The following is a 13,056-nucleotide window of genomic DNA, read 5'->3' on the forward strand; positions in this document are numbered from 1 at the left end:
TCGACTTCGGCCCCAAACCAAAACTAAATTTTCACAGTCTTCTCTACCCTTCTAAAATGTCCCAATTTCCCACCCTAGAAGCTGCCCTAAAACACTTCTTTGGGTACGAATCTTTCCGTCCGGGACAAAAAACTGTCATTGAAGCTGCCTTGCAAAATCGGGATGTCCTCGCCCTAATGCCAACAGGTGCGGGAAAATCCATTTGCTTTCAGTTGCCAGCCTTACTGAAATCAGGTTTAACGGTCGTTATTTCGCCACTTATTGCGTTGATGCAAGACCAAGTTGATTCACTCACAGACAATGGCATTGGCGCAACCTTTCTCAATAGCACTCTCAATCTCAATCAGGCGCGATCACGGATTCAGGCGATATTGAACGGCAAAATTAAATTGCTCTATGTTGCTCCCGAAAGATTATTCAATGAAGGATTTCAAGAGTTTCTCAACGATGTAACCGATTCTGTTGGATTGTCAGGATTTGTGGTGGACGAGGCTCACTGTGTGTCGGAATGGGGCCATGATTTTCGGCCAGAATATCGTCAACTGGCAAGGTTACGCCGCAACTATCCCCAGGTTCCTTGTCATGCATTTACGGCAACAGCCACAGAGCGGGTTAGGCAGGATATCATCACGCAATTAGCGCTGCACACCCCAAGCTTCCATTGCACTAGTTTTAATCGTCCTAATCTTTACTACGAGGTCATTCCAAAGAGTAGTCGCAGCTATGACCAAGTACTGAAATATACCCGAAAACATCGTGGTAAATCGGGCATTATTTATTGTTCGAGCCGCAAAAAAGTAGACGAAATTAGCGATCGCCTAAAAAATGATGGCATTAATGCATTGCCCTACCATGCGGGGATGTCTGACAAGGCGAGGGCGAGTCACCAAGATCAATTTATTCGGGATGATGTGCCAGTTATCGTTGCAACTATTGCCTTTGGGATGGGTATCAATAAACCAGATGTTCGCTTTGTGTTGCACTACGATTTGCCGGGAAATTTGGAGCGATATTACCAAGAGTCGGGGCGAGCTGGACGGGACAACGAACCCGCTGATTGCGCGTTGCTTTATAGCGTGGGTGATATCAAAAAAGCCGAATATTTCATCGAACTCAAGGACGATGAACAGGAAAAACGTGTAGCCTATCAGCAGCTCCAAAAAATGATTGATTACGCCGAGGGTATCGAATGTCGGCGGACGATTCAGCTGAGTTATTTTGGGGAAAGTTTTGTTGGAAATTGCGGCACTTGCGATAACTGTAAAAATCCAAAACCCATTGAAGATTGGACGATTGAAGCACAAAAATTTCTATCTTGTGTGGCTCGCTGCCGAGAACGTTACGGCATGATCTACATTATCGACGTGCTCAAAGGTTCCAAGCGGGAAAAGGTTTTACAAAACAGACACAACGAGCTTTCGACCTATGGCATTGGGCGCGACCACACGAAAGATGAGTGGAAAAATTTGGGGCGATCGCTGTTGCATCAAGGCTTTATGGCAGAAACCAGTGACGGCTATCGTGTTCTGAAACTCAATGCGTTGAGCTGGGAAATTCTGCGAAAACAGCGGGAAGTCAAAATTGCGGTTGAGCGTCGGAAAACAACCGAGGAAATCTTGGGCATTAGCTCTAGTCGGATGGATGTGGAAATGCTATTCGAGGAATTACGTCGTCTGCGAAAACATTTAGCCGATGTGAATTGGGTAGCACCTTACATGATTTTTTCGGATTCGACCCTCAAAAAAATGGCAAAAAAACGCCCTCAAACCCGTGCAGATTTCATGCAAATTTCTGGGGTAACCATTGCGAAAACCCAACGTTATGGCGAACCTTTTCTCAACAAAATCAAAGAGTTTTGTCGTACGCAACCATCTCCTAAGCCCAAAGTCTCTGAGACTCATATTTTCACTTTGCAACTATTCCAACAAAATCTATCTGTCCCTGAAATTGCTAAGCAACGAAACCTTACGGCGGGCACAATTAATAAACATCTCTCGGATCTGATCGATAACGGCGAAGCACTTGATCTCAATCGGCTTGTCACACCAGAAGCTCAACAAGAAATCACAGAGGCGATCGCCAAAATTGGGCATGAATCATTGAGTAAAATTCGTACTCACCTCAACGAAAGATTTAGCTACGACGCAATTCGCCTAGTCCGTGCTCAATGGTTGCAAACAGAAGGGAAGACACCGACAACTTGATCTTCAAATTAATGGACTCATTGAATATTTGTAGTTGCGTAAGTCTGAGGTAAGACAATCTCAAAATCTGTCACCTCATAACGGCGATCGCCATAATCAAAGCCCGCCAATAATAATTCATGGATTAGTTTCTTTTCAGCTGAGGTCAATTTGGCGGTAGCTCCCGCAAAATCATCATCACCAATCTCCAGGGCAATAGTTTGGAGCATCACCCCAAAACCATAGGCACCACCGCCATCAACAGACTTGCCAAGCCGCATTAATTTCACCAAGCTCTTTTGGTCATCATCCAAGCTGTTATTAATGAGTTGGCCATAATCCACCGCAAAAATCAGATCATTGAGTTGAGCTTCTGTAATATCTGTCAGCTCAATTTCTGGTTCTGTCACTGTCGCTTGGCAGCCCATGAGACCCAACAAAATTAACAGTGTCGAAAAATAGCGTTGTAGCATTTGGTATCAAGAAAATAATGGTTTAGCGTTACCCTAAAACTCACTACTCTTGAAGCAATAAGGCAACTAAATTATTGACGAGGCGATCGCCTTTTATTTTTCAGATGCTTCTTCGAGAGTAGTCTCAAAGAGAATCGTTTCATAAATCTCAGTTAGGGAAATTTCAACATCAATCGACTTAAGCTGAAGTGTCGCATCTAATTCCTGATAGCTTTGCAAGAGCCAAAAATCATTCTCGCCACGCCGAAAATAATCAACAGAATATTGATCCGAACTCACCAAAACATATTCTTCTAGACTGGGAATAGATCGATAAAACTTAAACTTATCACCACGATCAAAACCCTCAGTGGATTTCGATAAAACTTCAATAATGAGCCTCGGCTGCTCCATATAGTAAGAGGTTAAGTCTTTAGTCTCTGAAGCGCATGAGACTAGCATGTCTGGATAAAAAAAACGCTGTCCATCCGCAACACGCACTTTCATGTCATTAATGTAAGCTCGACAAGCTGTGTCTTTTAGCTTAAGGCGTAGATTCACCAACAAATTGGTATTAATAATGTTGTGAGCATTGCTCGCACCAGCCATTGCATAGATTTCACCATCGATATACTCATGACGAATTTCACTGGTTTTCTCGAATTCCAAATATTCTTCTGGGGTGAGATATCTACCGGAGTTGAGAGCAATCATGGTTTAGAGCGTTATGCAGTTACCTCTTCTATTGTGCCAAGCTTTTGTCAGAATTCCAGCAAGGTGACAATAGGATGATGATCACTATTTGGAGCTTATTTTTTCAGGATTAAATCCACTAAACTACCGACTAACCGTTCCCTTTCCATCGGGATAATTTCTTTGCCATGCAACATCTCTTGCACAATGATGAAATGCGCCAAGGAACCCACAAAAATTCGGGCGATCGCCTCGGGATCTTCAAAGTCAAAGTGGGGTGCGGTGGTGAAATATTCGGTGAGCAGACGAAATCCTGTTTTTTCGACATTTGTCACAAAGGCACGGGCAAGATGCGGAAATCTTCCCGATTCTCCAATGATCACCCGCATAAAATTTTGAAATAAAGGTTTTTCTGAACCCGCATCCAGCATTCGATAGGCCAGCTGCTTCAAGATAATCTCTGGCTCAGAAGACAATTTCCCAGCATTAACTGGATCAAATACCGACCGAAATTTCTTTTCTACAAGGTGCTGAATCAGCGCAACGAAAAGACTTTCTTTATCCTGAAAATGACTATAAACCGTTGCCTTAGAAACCTTTGAGGATTTCGCCACTCGATCCATACTGGTCGCGGCATAACCATTCGCGAGAAATTCCCGCATCCCCCCCTGCAAAATCGCCTCAGTTTTCTCTGACGATAAATTTCGCTCATTTTCTATTGGGGTTACCTGTCCCATATGTCGTCCGCTTGCGTTCTATTTCTAATCATAAAACTTCTCTTGACAGTTCCAAACTAAACCGACTAGTTTAGAGACAGAAGAGCAATAAACTAAACAGTTTAGTTCTTGGAGTAAACAGATGATAATGCAGGGTTTTAAAGCAAGGCCTGACAGCCTGAATGCGACATCACACTGGCTAACGGTTGGAGCGATCGCCGTGGGTAGTGCGTTAACGGTGGGCGGCTTTATTTATTGGCGGTCAAACTCTTTGTCAGAGCCTGTTCCTGAGACAACTGTCGTTCTTGAAGAAATTCAAACAGTCACAGCACTGGGGCGCTTAGAGCCTGTTAGTGAAATTGTTCAATTGTCTGCACCTACTTCCAATCAAGGAAATCGGATTCAATCCTTAAAAGTGGAGGAGGGCGATAGCCTCAAAGCAGGACAAGTGGTGGCGCTCCTCGATACTTATGACCAAAGACAAGCAGCATTATTCGAAGCGGAACAGCAGATTAAAGTGGCCGAAGCCCAATTAACCAAGGTAAAAGCGGGCGCAAAACAAGGAGAAGTGTTGGCACAGGAAGCGGAAATTTCCCGTATCGAAGCCCAGTATGAGGGTGATATTGCAGCACAGAGTTCGACAGTGCGGCGTTTGGAGGCAGAGGTAATTAATGCAGAAGCGGAATATCAGCGGTATCAATCTTTGTTTGAAGCCGGAGCAATTTCAGAATCCCAACGCGATAGTAAGCAGTTAATTTGGCAGACGGCGCAAGATTCATTGCAGGAAGCCCAAGCCAATTTAAATCGAACTCGCAACACCAATCCCGCCAATCTTGACCGCGCCAAAGCAACTCTTTCCCAAATTGCGGAAGTGCGTCCGGTTGATATTCAGGTGGCACAGGCCGATGTGGATCGGGCGATCGCCAGTCGTGACCAAGCAGCGGCATCCCTTGAACAATCGATTGTTTACGCGCCGATGGCAGGGGAAGTGCTAACAATTTATGCGCGACCAGGAGAAGTGGTTGGGACTGATGGCATTCTTGATCTCGCTCAGAATACCCAGATGCGGGCGATCGCCGAAGTGTACCAAAGCGATATTCAGAAGGTGAAGTTAGGTCAATCCGTCACCGTCACTAGCAGTGCGATCGCCGAACCATTGCGGGGCACTGTCACCAGAATTGGGTCGGAGGTTTTACGCCAATCGGTAGTGAACACAGACCCCAGCGTCAATATCGATGCGCGGGTGGTGGAAGTTTATATCGACCTCAATGAAGAATCTAGCCAACGAACTGCGAAATTCACCAATCTCCAAGTGCAGGCGGTAATCGAACAATGATCAGGCTGATTAATAAAATTCGGCGGCGCACTCCCTTGGGATGGCTTCAACTCAGTCACGATAAAGGACGACTAGCCGTGGCGATCGCCGGGATTGCGTTTGCCGATATTTTGATGTTTATGCAGTTGGGATTTCAGGCTTCGTTGTATGACAGCAATACACGCGTAAACCGTTATATGCGCGGCGATATTGTTTTGATTAGCCCTAAAGCGTTAAATCTGCAAAACACTTCGACTTTTGCGCGACGGCGGTTGCTTCAGGCGCAAGATATTCCCGGTGTGGTGAGTGCCAATGCCCTATATATCAACAACCTCACCTGGAAAAATCCCCAAACAAAATTGACCGCAACGGTACAAGTTTTGGGGTTCGACCCCGATCAACCAGCCTTCAATTTACCCGAAGTAAACAAGCAGCTCGACAAACTTAAAATGGCGGATACTGTGCTTTTCGATCGGGGTGCACGGGGGGAATATAGCGAGGCGATCGCCGCCATTGATGCAGGGGAAATAGTCACGACTGAAGCAGAAAAACGCACCTTAAGCATTGTCGGTATTTTCGAGTTGGGCGCATCCTTTGGCGCAGATGCCAGTCTAATGACCAGTGACCAAACCTTTTTGCAAATTTTTCGGCGGCGGGAAGCGGGCAGCGTCAATATTGGCCTCGTCGAAGTAGCTCCTAATTACAATGTAGATGCCGTGGCGCAACGGTTACGGGAATACTTGCCGGAGGATGTACGGGTTTTTACGAAGGCGGAATATGTCACTTTCGAGGAAAACTATTGGCGGGTAGCAAGTCCTGTGGGATTTGTCTTTGGACTGGGCACTGCAATGGCGTTTATTGTCGGCGTGGTCATCGTCTACCAAGTGCTTTCCACCGACGTGAATGCCCATTTGAAAGAGTACGCCACCTTTAAAGCGATGGGCTACCAAAACACCTATTTGCTCACGGTGGTTTTTGAGGAGGCGATCATCCTCGCGTTGTTGGGTTTTATTCCCGGTGCATTGTTGCCCATTGGCCTATATCAAGTTGCTGCCAATGCCACCGCCCTACCAATTTATATGACTCTCACTCGGGCGCGGCTAGTGCTAACTCTTACGGTCATGATGTGTATGCTATCCGGGGCGATCGCCACCCGCCGTCTCCAATCTGCTGATCCTGCCGATATGTTTTAGGGGGGAGTTATGAGTGCCAATACTAATCAAAATAATGTGGCGATCGCCGTCAAAAATCTCGACTATGCCTTCGGACATGGCAACCTAAAAAAACAGGTGCTCTTTGATATCAACCTCGACATTAATGCTGGGGAAATTATTTTAATGACGGGGCCATCGGGGTCAGGGAAAACGACATTATTAACCCTAATTGGCGGCCTACGTTCTGCCCAGTCCGGTAGTCTCAAAATTTTAGATAAAGAACTTTTTGGCGCGTCTACCCGACAGCTTGCCCATGCCCGTCGTCAACACGGTTATATTTTCCAAGCCCACAATCTTCACCATAGTTTGACCGCGCTTCAAAATGTCCGTATGGGGTTAGAGGTGCATCCTCATTTTTCGCCCAAAGAGATGAATAAAAAAGCTGCAAAAATGCTTGATCAGGTCGGTTTAGGTGAGCATATCAATTACTATCCCGATAATCTTTCTGGTGGCCAAAAACAACGGGTGGCGATCGCCCGTGCCCTTGTCAGTCACCCTAAACTCGTTTTAGCCGATGAACCCACCGCAGCCCTTGATAGTAAAACTGGTCGGGATGTTGTGACCCTGATGCAAACCCTTGCCCGAGAACAAGACTGCACAATTTTGATGGTGACCCACGATAACCGGATCCTCGACGTCGCTGACCGCATCGTGAATTTAGAAGACGGCAAACTTAAACCTCTAGATGCTGTGGCAGCTTAGTGGGGCGATCGCCATTGAATCGAGCATTCAAGCCTTAGAATTTGGTTTACACAACAATGCCGCTTGCCCAAGTCATCTTGGAATACTGCATTTTTGTGGGTTCTAACTTTTCCCAAAGCTCTCAAATGGTTTCTATATAGATTGGTAGAAGACTAAAGTTATACTTTCCTCGGTAGGACTGCTCTCACTTACATGCCCTCATCCCTTAATCTAGACAGCTATAAGCAGGCGATCGCCGATTCCTATGACCGTAGAAGCTCAACCTACGATGAGGGAGAGTGGCGAAAACTCATCTGCGAACATTTGCTGAGTTACTCGCAAGTCCACAAACGTCAGGCTGTTTTAGACATTGGGACAGGGACAGGTTACCTAGCAATTGCAGTTGCAAAGAAAGTCGGTTCTCAGGGTTCCGTGGTTGGTGTGGATTTATCATCCAAGATGCTGAACCAGGCACGCAGCAAGGTTAAGGAAATAAAGCTGTCTAACATTCAATTCCAGCTTGCAGATGCCGAGAAGCTTGACTATCAGGATGCCTGTTTCGATTATGTCTTGTGTGCAAACACCTTTCCTTGGATATCAGATAAAGAGACTACTCTCAAATCGTGGTATCGCTTTTTGAAGCCTGGTGGTCGTATTGCCGTTCATACACCCGCGGATACCGCTTATGTGGGTTCGGTTGTCCTTCGCAGAGTTCTTGCAACCCACAATATTGAATTAGAGCCGAGTAATCGGCTGGGTTCAATTGAGCAATGCAAGGAGCTATTCGCCACGGCAGGCTTTAGAAACATCGAGATTAAACAAGAGCAGCATGGTAGATATATCAGTTTCGAGAGTGCTAGTGCTTATTGGAAAAGTATTGTGGAAGCACCTACCGCACTCTCCCTAAAGATATCTGATGATATATCTCAGTGTTCACCAACCCAGCTGGCGGAGATAAAGTCAGAATTTGAAGCCGCTTTGGTCACACAGCAGACGGAGGAAGGCATTTGGGATAATCTCACCACTTTATATGTACTGGGTCAGAAACCAGATGTGAACCAGCCATCGAGCTACAAAGATGAGAGTCAGTGAAGGGATTCAATACCTATCTATTAATCTCGCACGGAGTGTCATGGTTGCTCCCAGAAGTGGGCTTATCTTAGCCTATACAGTGCAATTCTGAGAGACAAAAAACGCTGAAATTTCATGAGAGTTATGGTCTACCTTTTAATATAAGGCGGATATCCATAGTCCTTAAACATCATCGCTTCATCTTATAAAAGGCGAGAGATAATACTCTCCCAACAGGATTGTTACCCGGCGATGGCGATCGCCATTTATTTTTTTCATTGCGCCTATTTCCTTAATTTCAATGTTTATAAACAAAAAAAAATCGCCCTGATTGCTTAGGTCAGGGCGAATAAGCTTGATGGAGGAAACTTGTTCAAAATGTAGAGATCAGGTAATCCAAATTACAAAGCGATTACGCAGGATGAAAAAATCTTTGAGGAGCAGATTAGAGGCGATCGCCAGAAGGAATGTTCATGTCTTCGACATCATCCTTTAGCAGAAAGGATTTCAGACAATAAAGCAAAATCATCACCCCAAAATCAACGGCAAAAAACATAACAATTTGGTCATACATAATTAATGTCCTTAAAAAAGAGGTGAGATGAAATTTTTAAAGCGCAAGATTTTTATTCCCATACCCGATACACATGGTCAAAAAAGTATTTGGCGTGACCTAATTGAGAGATAACCTGCAAACCCGATGAGCTCAAAACCAAGCTGCAAAATGCTTTAGATATCTCTATCGAAAGCGTTTTCCACTCTTTCGGTTACGCCAAACATAAAGTCAACGTCACATAGATTTTATCCTATGTTGATTTGATTCATCATAACTCTTTTGCTATGCAAATGTGAATAAGCCGGACTTTCAAATTTTGTGGTAAAGCCATAATCCAAGCTTATTAATCGCAGTTATCCCTACACTGCAGACATTTCTAGGAAGCGTTTTTACGATGATATTTCACACACACAGTTAGACAATCTGGCCACAGAACTCGCTGTCGCCACTAACCATCCATCAACAAAAAGACTGGTGGCACTCAGCTAACAAAAATACTTATGAGTCTTGTATAGACACCTAGTGAACCAAGAGAGCAAAGCTTCAATCAAAAAATACCAGTAAATTTCCGAGAGACTGTATTTTCTTCACAGAATTTTTGACCAGTAATGGCGATCGCCATTTATTTATGGTTGCCACTAAAACTTTAGTATCTCAACCTTTAACAGAAGCACTGGAGTGAACTCTAATAGCGAACAGCCCATCGCCTGAAATTAATTACACATCCTATACATTTCCAAATCAAATCAACCACTCAATCAATCCTCATCAAACCCCACAAGGTTTACGAGAAAAGACTTTAGAACAAAGTTTACTAACCTTTTCTCCTTCAGAATAGATTGATCATTAGTCACATTTAAATATCATTTGAGCTTTACTTATAAGTTCAGGCTATTAATCAAATAGGATAATACGTCCTAAATTCCAGGAGTTTAGCCAGTTTTTGTGCCGCCAACAGGATAGACTAAAGTCAATGCAAAACGACATTGCAATTGACTTAAATCTATTCAATGTCTTCCATTAGCTTTCCAAGTGTTTCCACTATTTCCGATCCACCCTGACCCCCCAAGATTTGCTAAAGGAGGAATTACAACGTGGATTTTTTTTCCGATTTCTTAACGCTCTTCCTAGGAAAGTTGCAGTCGCCAACCCTAGGATTTTTGATTGGAGGTATGGTTGTTGCTGCGGTTAATAGCCGACTAACCATTCCCGATGCAGTCTATAAATTTATTGTCTTCATGCTGCTCATCAAAGTTGGTCTGAGCGGTGGTATTGCTATCCGCAACGCCAACCTCGTAGAGATGTTGCTACCAGCATTGTTCGCAGTTATCACAGGTCTTTTAATTGTATTTATCGGCCGCTACACATTAGCCAAATTGCCCGGTGTTAGGGCTGTAGATGGCATTGCCACTGCCGGCTTATTCGGCGCGGTGAGTGGCTCAACCCTTGCCGCTGCTTTAACACTACTCGAGACAGAAAATGTCTTCTATGAACCTTGGGCTGCTGCACTTTATCCTTTTATGGATATCCCAGCACTTGTGTTGGCGATCGTTCTAGCCAGTGTTTACGTTAAAAAGAAACGTGAGAAATCTGCACGAGAAGAAGCATTAAACAAACAGTCTGTTGCAGCAGGTGATTATCCCAGCAGTAGGCAGGAGTATCTCAGCGAGCAACGCGGTACAAAAAGCAAGCGAGTTGAGATCTGGCCTATCGTACAAGAAAGCCTTCAAGGATCTGCCTTATCCGCGCTACTACTTGGCTTAGCCTTAGGAATCATCACTCGTCCAGAGAGTGTTTATGACAGCTTCTTCGCTCCCGGTTTTCGTGGCATGCTCTCGATTCTAATGTTGGTCATGGGTATGGAAGCTTGGGCCAGACTTGGTGAACTACGTAAAGTGGGTCAATGGTACGCTCTATATGCCTTTTTCGCACCGCTTCTCCATGGCCTTATTGCCTTCGGTCTCGGCATGGTTGCCCACTACATGACAGGATTTAGCCTAGGCGGCGTCGTGATTCTCGCAACGATTGCAGCTTCCAGTTCTGACATCTCTGGGCCACCCACATTACGAGCAGGTATTCCTTCTGCTAACCCCTCTGCTTATATCGGTTCTTCAACTGCTGTTGGTACGCCAGTTGCCCTTGCAATCGGAATCCCTCTCTTCATCGGACTCGCCCAAGCACTTGTCCATAGCGGAGTCTAAAAGTAAGAAATTTGCCAGTCCCTCTTGGATTGGCAACTAGCACGGCAGCAAAATCAGCCATACAACTGAAACGCTGCCACTCTCCTAAATTTTCAAGTCGTTCAATAGATATACGCATTGAGAGGTAATCAGCATGGCTAAGCCAGCAATTAAGCTCGTCATTATTACTGAAAAATTACTGTTAAAAAAGATCGCCAAAATCATTAATGCAGCCGGAGCAAGCGGTTATACATTAATCGAAACCGGTGGCAAAGGTAGCCGCAACGTACGATCTTCCGGGCGACCCATCGTCGGTGACACCCAATCGAATATCAAGTTCGAGGTACTCGTCGATGATCGAGAAATGGCGATAAAGATTTCGGATGAAATTGCTGCGGAATTTTTCATTGACTATTCGGGCATCACCTATATCTGTGATGCGGAGGTCTTAAGTGCCCATACATTCTGCGGGCCAGAAGGCTGTTAATAGGAGGCAAAAAGGCCGATCTTTTAGTTTGATTGTGTTTTTATTCCTCTTTGAAGCTAGTGATTTTAGGCATTATCACTGACTTCAAATATAGAGGAACTGAATTTCAACTTTATCTAGGGCTTGTTTACCTATATAGAAGATTTACAAGCCCTAGTTTTCCAAACAGTTTCCTCCATCAAGCATGTCCGCTCTGACATAAGCAATCAGAGCGGATTTTTTTCGTTTGAAAAATATCAAAGCTCATAAAAAACGACAGATCACAAATCTGCCATTTTTACGGTATTTAGACTATCTAATACTGACAATATTTTTTGTAGCCAAGCTATATAAATCAATCGATTTTCAATAAAGGAGTTACTGTTTGGTCAATAACCGGATCAACAGATTTGACAGTTTCTTCAGGGTAAGAGAAACCAAATAATAATGTGGTAGAAAGTCCTAAAATAGTGCCGATCAGAAATGTCCAGGCATGTGATGGATCCAGAGACCAAAGTAAACGGCGATCGCCACTGTAAAACTGTAGAGACCAACCGGAGCTAATCTGTTCTTTTAATTGTACTGGTGTCTTGTTCATCAGATAATCCTTTAATTAATATCAAAGTTAGAGAAAATACATCTAGTCAATATATTGAGTGAGCATCAACTGGGCCATGAAAAACTCAATGTCATTTTCAGATGGGAGTAACTATTCATGGATAAGTCTGATTTTGCTTAGACTACAAAAAGCATATTTTGAGAAATACTTTCACACAAAAATATTTTGCTCTCAACTCACTTCTAGGATAACTTTTTTTTTATAAAATAATCAAAGATAAAAACAATATAAGTACAACCATATTTTGACAAATAAGAGTTGACTATATATCAATAAAGCAAAGCTTGTGATTTGCAAATTTTCCAGATTATTGACTAAGAAATAAATGATTGATTAGAACTTCAAGATATTTCTCAAAATCAGATGTAGAGAAATGGATGGGCGATCGCCAAGAAATGTTGTCTAGATCGATCACACAGAAATAAACAACAGATCTAGAATGGTGGGTACATTGGCAATGTGTCACAGCCGTTCTCAGGTGCTAGATCATTTTTATCTTGCCCTAGCACTTTGAGAAAACGGCAAGCGAAAGCAATCAACAAATAAAAGCACATTCCAAAGAAAAAGCCTGAGCATCACTCAGAGACATTGAAACTCTCGTAATCTTAGTCAAAAAAAAGCCCTAGATAGCCATCCAACAGGCATCTAGAGCTATGACAACAATTTCTTATTAGAGAGGAGAGAAAACCTTAAAGACTTAAGCCAGGAAACCTAAACGTTGACCATTAGCTTTAGCGAGGCGAATTAACCCTTGGCGGGATTTCGCCTCAATACCGACGAAATTACAGAAGTTGGTAATCGTTTTACAGTGCAAACCGATTACTTTGCCGCGGGTACGGTTGAAGCGAGAAGTACCCATAAATTTGCGGAGCACAATAACAAGAGAACCAAACATCGTAATTATCCTCGT

At 43.8% G+C, this 13,056-nt stretch carries 14 protein-coding genes; 8 read left to right on the forward strand and 6 right to left on the reverse strand.

From position 1 onward, the window contains the following. Window positions 1–56 precede the first annotated feature (56 nt). Window positions 57–2,204, forward strand: a complete 2,148-nt coding sequence (recQ, locus tag LEPTO7376_RS01010) for a DNA helicase RecQ (protein ID WP_015132431.1) — start codon at window positions 57–59, stop codon at window positions 2,202–2,204. A gap of 17 nt (window positions 2,205–2,221) precedes the next feature. Here the strand turns inward: recQ and LEPTO7376_RS01015 are convergent, their stop codons facing one another. The 3 genes from LEPTO7376_RS01015 to LEPTO7376_RS01025 all read right to left on the reverse strand — a co-directional run bounded on the left by LEPTO7376_RS01015 (window position 2,222) and on the right by LEPTO7376_RS01025 (window position 4,065). After that, window positions 2,222–2,656, reverse strand: coding sequence for a hypothetical protein (locus LEPTO7376_RS01015; RefSeq protein WP_015132432.1), 435 nt, complete (start codon window positions 2,654–2,656; stop codon window positions 2,222–2,224). A 93-nt stretch (window positions 2,657–2,749) separates the two neighbouring features. Beyond that, window positions 2,750–3,349, reverse strand: coding sequence for a Uma2 family endonuclease (locus LEPTO7376_RS01020; protein ID WP_015132433.1), 600 nt, complete (start codon window positions 3,347–3,349; stop codon window positions 2,750–2,752). Window positions 3,350–3,444: 95 nt separating this feature from the next. Next, entirely contained in the window at window positions 3,445–4,065 is a 621-nt protein-coding gene (locus LEPTO7376_RS01025; RefSeq protein WP_015132434.1) for a TetR/AcrR family transcriptional regulator, read from the reverse strand. Window positions 4,066–4,192: 127 nt separating this feature from the next. Here LEPTO7376_RS01025 and LEPTO7376_RS01030 point away from each other — a divergent pair, with 127 nt between their 5' ends. From LEPTO7376_RS01030 to LEPTO7376_RS01045, 5 genes are all read left to right on the forward strand, one after another. Next, entirely contained in the window at window positions 4,193–5,380 is a 1,188-nt protein-coding gene (locus LEPTO7376_RS01030) for an ABC exporter membrane fusion protein (protein WP_051188690.1), read from the forward strand. After that, on the forward strand, window positions 5,377–6,552 hold the full coding sequence (devC, locus tag LEPTO7376_RS01035) for an ABC transporter permease DevC (RefSeq protein ID WP_015132436.1): 1,176 nt from the start codon (window positions 5,377–5,379) through the stop codon (window positions 6,550–6,552). Before LEPTO7376_RS01030 ends, devC begins: the two co-directional genes overlap by 4 nt. Window positions 6,553–6,561: 9 nt before the next feature. Continuing rightward, on the forward strand, window positions 6,562–7,275 hold the full coding sequence (locus LEPTO7376_RS01040) for a DevA family ABC transporter ATP-binding protein (RefSeq protein ID WP_015132437.1): 714 nt from the start codon (window positions 6,562–6,564) through the stop codon (window positions 7,273–7,275). Then, the gene (locus LEPTO7376_RS28200; protein WP_264308953.1) at window positions 7,259–7,381 is read left to right on the forward strand and encodes a hypothetical protein; all 123 of its coding nucleotides are present in this window, start codon (window positions 7,259–7,261) and stop codon (window positions 7,379–7,381) included. Before LEPTO7376_RS01040 ends, LEPTO7376_RS28200 begins: the two co-directional genes overlap by 17 nt. A gap of 86 nt (window positions 7,382–7,467) precedes the next feature. Beyond that, window positions 7,468–8,346, forward strand: coding sequence for a class I SAM-dependent methyltransferase (locus LEPTO7376_RS01045; protein WP_015132438.1), 879 nt, complete (start codon window positions 7,468–7,470; stop codon window positions 8,344–8,346). Between the two features lie 424 nt (window positions 8,347–8,770). Here LEPTO7376_RS01045 and LEPTO7376_RS28205 read toward each other — a convergent pair whose 3' ends face one another. After that, a complete protein-coding gene (locus LEPTO7376_RS28205; protein WP_015132439.1) occupies window positions 8,771–8,899 on the reverse strand; it encodes a hypothetical protein in 129 nt (42 codons plus the stop codon). A 1,076-nt stretch (window positions 8,900–9,975) separates the two neighbouring features. On the opposite strand from LEPTO7376_RS28205, the gene LEPTO7376_RS01050 reads away from it, so the two are divergent. Together LEPTO7376_RS01050 and LEPTO7376_RS01055 are read left to right on the forward strand one after the other, a co-directional pair. Then, the gene (locus LEPTO7376_RS01050; RefSeq protein WP_015132440.1) at window positions 9,976–11,082 is read left to right on the forward strand and encodes a sodium-dependent bicarbonate transport family permease; all 1,107 of its coding nucleotides are present in this window, start codon (window positions 9,976–9,978) and stop codon (window positions 11,080–11,082) included. Window positions 11,083–11,215: 133 nt separating this feature from the next. Next, a complete protein-coding gene (locus LEPTO7376_RS01055; protein WP_015132442.1) occupies window positions 11,216–11,548 on the forward strand; it encodes a P-II family nitrogen regulator in 333 nt (110 codons plus the stop codon). Window positions 11,549–11,882: 334 nt separating this feature from the next. Here LEPTO7376_RS01055 and LEPTO7376_RS01060 read toward each other — a convergent pair whose 3' ends face one another. Beyond that, entirely contained in the window at window positions 11,883–12,125 is a 243-nt protein-coding gene (locus LEPTO7376_RS01060) for a hypothetical protein (protein ID WP_015132443.1), read from the reverse strand. A gap of 718 nt (window positions 12,126–12,843) precedes the next feature. After that, window positions 12,844–13,041, reverse strand: coding sequence for a hypothetical protein (locus tag LEPTO7376_RS24185; protein ID WP_015132444.1), 198 nt, complete (start codon window positions 13,039–13,041; stop codon window positions 12,844–12,846). Window positions 13,042–13,056: the final 15 nt, after the last annotated feature.

The sequence above is a fragment of the [Leptolyngbya] sp. PCC 7376 genome (assembly GCF_000316605.1).
Lineage (GTDB): Bacteria > Cyanobacteriota > Cyanobacteriia > Cyanobacteriales > MRBY01 > MRBY01.

Coding starts and splice junctions, on each gene's coding strand:
- LEPTO7376_RS01030 (WP_051188690.1), top strand. CDS start 4,193: ATGCAGGGTTTTAAAGCAAGGCCTGACAGCCTGAATGCGACATCACAC.
- LEPTO7376_RS24185 (WP_015132444.1), bottom strand. CDS start 13,041: ATGTTTGGTTCTCTTGTTATTGTGCTCCGCAAATTTATGGGTACTTCT.
- LEPTO7376_RS01020 (WP_015132433.1), bottom strand. CDS start 3,349: ATGATTGCTCTCAACTCCGGTAGATATCTCACCCCAGAAGAATATTTG.
- recQ (WP_015132431.1), top strand. CDS start 57: ATGTCCCAATTTCCCACCCTAGAAGCTGCCCTAAAACACTTCTTTGGG.
- LEPTO7376_RS28200 (WP_264308953.1), top strand. CDS start 7,259: ATGCTGTGGCAGCTTAGTGGGGCGATCGCCATTGAATCGAGCATTCAA.
- LEPTO7376_RS01055 (WP_015132442.1), top strand. CDS start 11,216: ATGGCTAAGCCAGCAATTAAGCTCGTCATTATTACTGAAAAATTACTG.
- LEPTO7376_RS01040 (WP_015132437.1), top strand. CDS start 6,562: ATGAGTGCCAATACTAATCAAAATAATGTGGCGATCGCCGTCAAAAAT.
- LEPTO7376_RS01015 (WP_015132432.1), bottom strand. CDS start 2,656: ATGCTACAACGCTATTTTTCGACACTGTTAATTTTGTTGGGTCTCATG.
- LEPTO7376_RS01045 (WP_015132438.1), top strand. CDS start 7,468: ATGCCCTCATCCCTTAATCTAGACAGCTATAAGCAGGCGATCGCCGAT.
- LEPTO7376_RS28205 (WP_015132439.1), bottom strand. CDS start 8,899: ATGTATGACCAAATTGTTATGTTTTTTGCCGTTGATTTTGGGGTGATG.
- LEPTO7376_RS01060 (WP_015132443.1), bottom strand. CDS start 12,125: ATGAACAAGACACCAGTACAATTAAAAGAACAGATTAGCTCCGGTTGG.
- devC (WP_015132436.1), top strand. CDS start 5,377: ATGATCAGGCTGATTAATAAAATTCGGCGGCGCACTCCCTTGGGATGG.
- LEPTO7376_RS01025 (WP_015132434.1), bottom strand. CDS start 4,065: ATGGGACAGGTAACCCCAATAGAAAATGAGCGAAATTTATCGTCAGAG.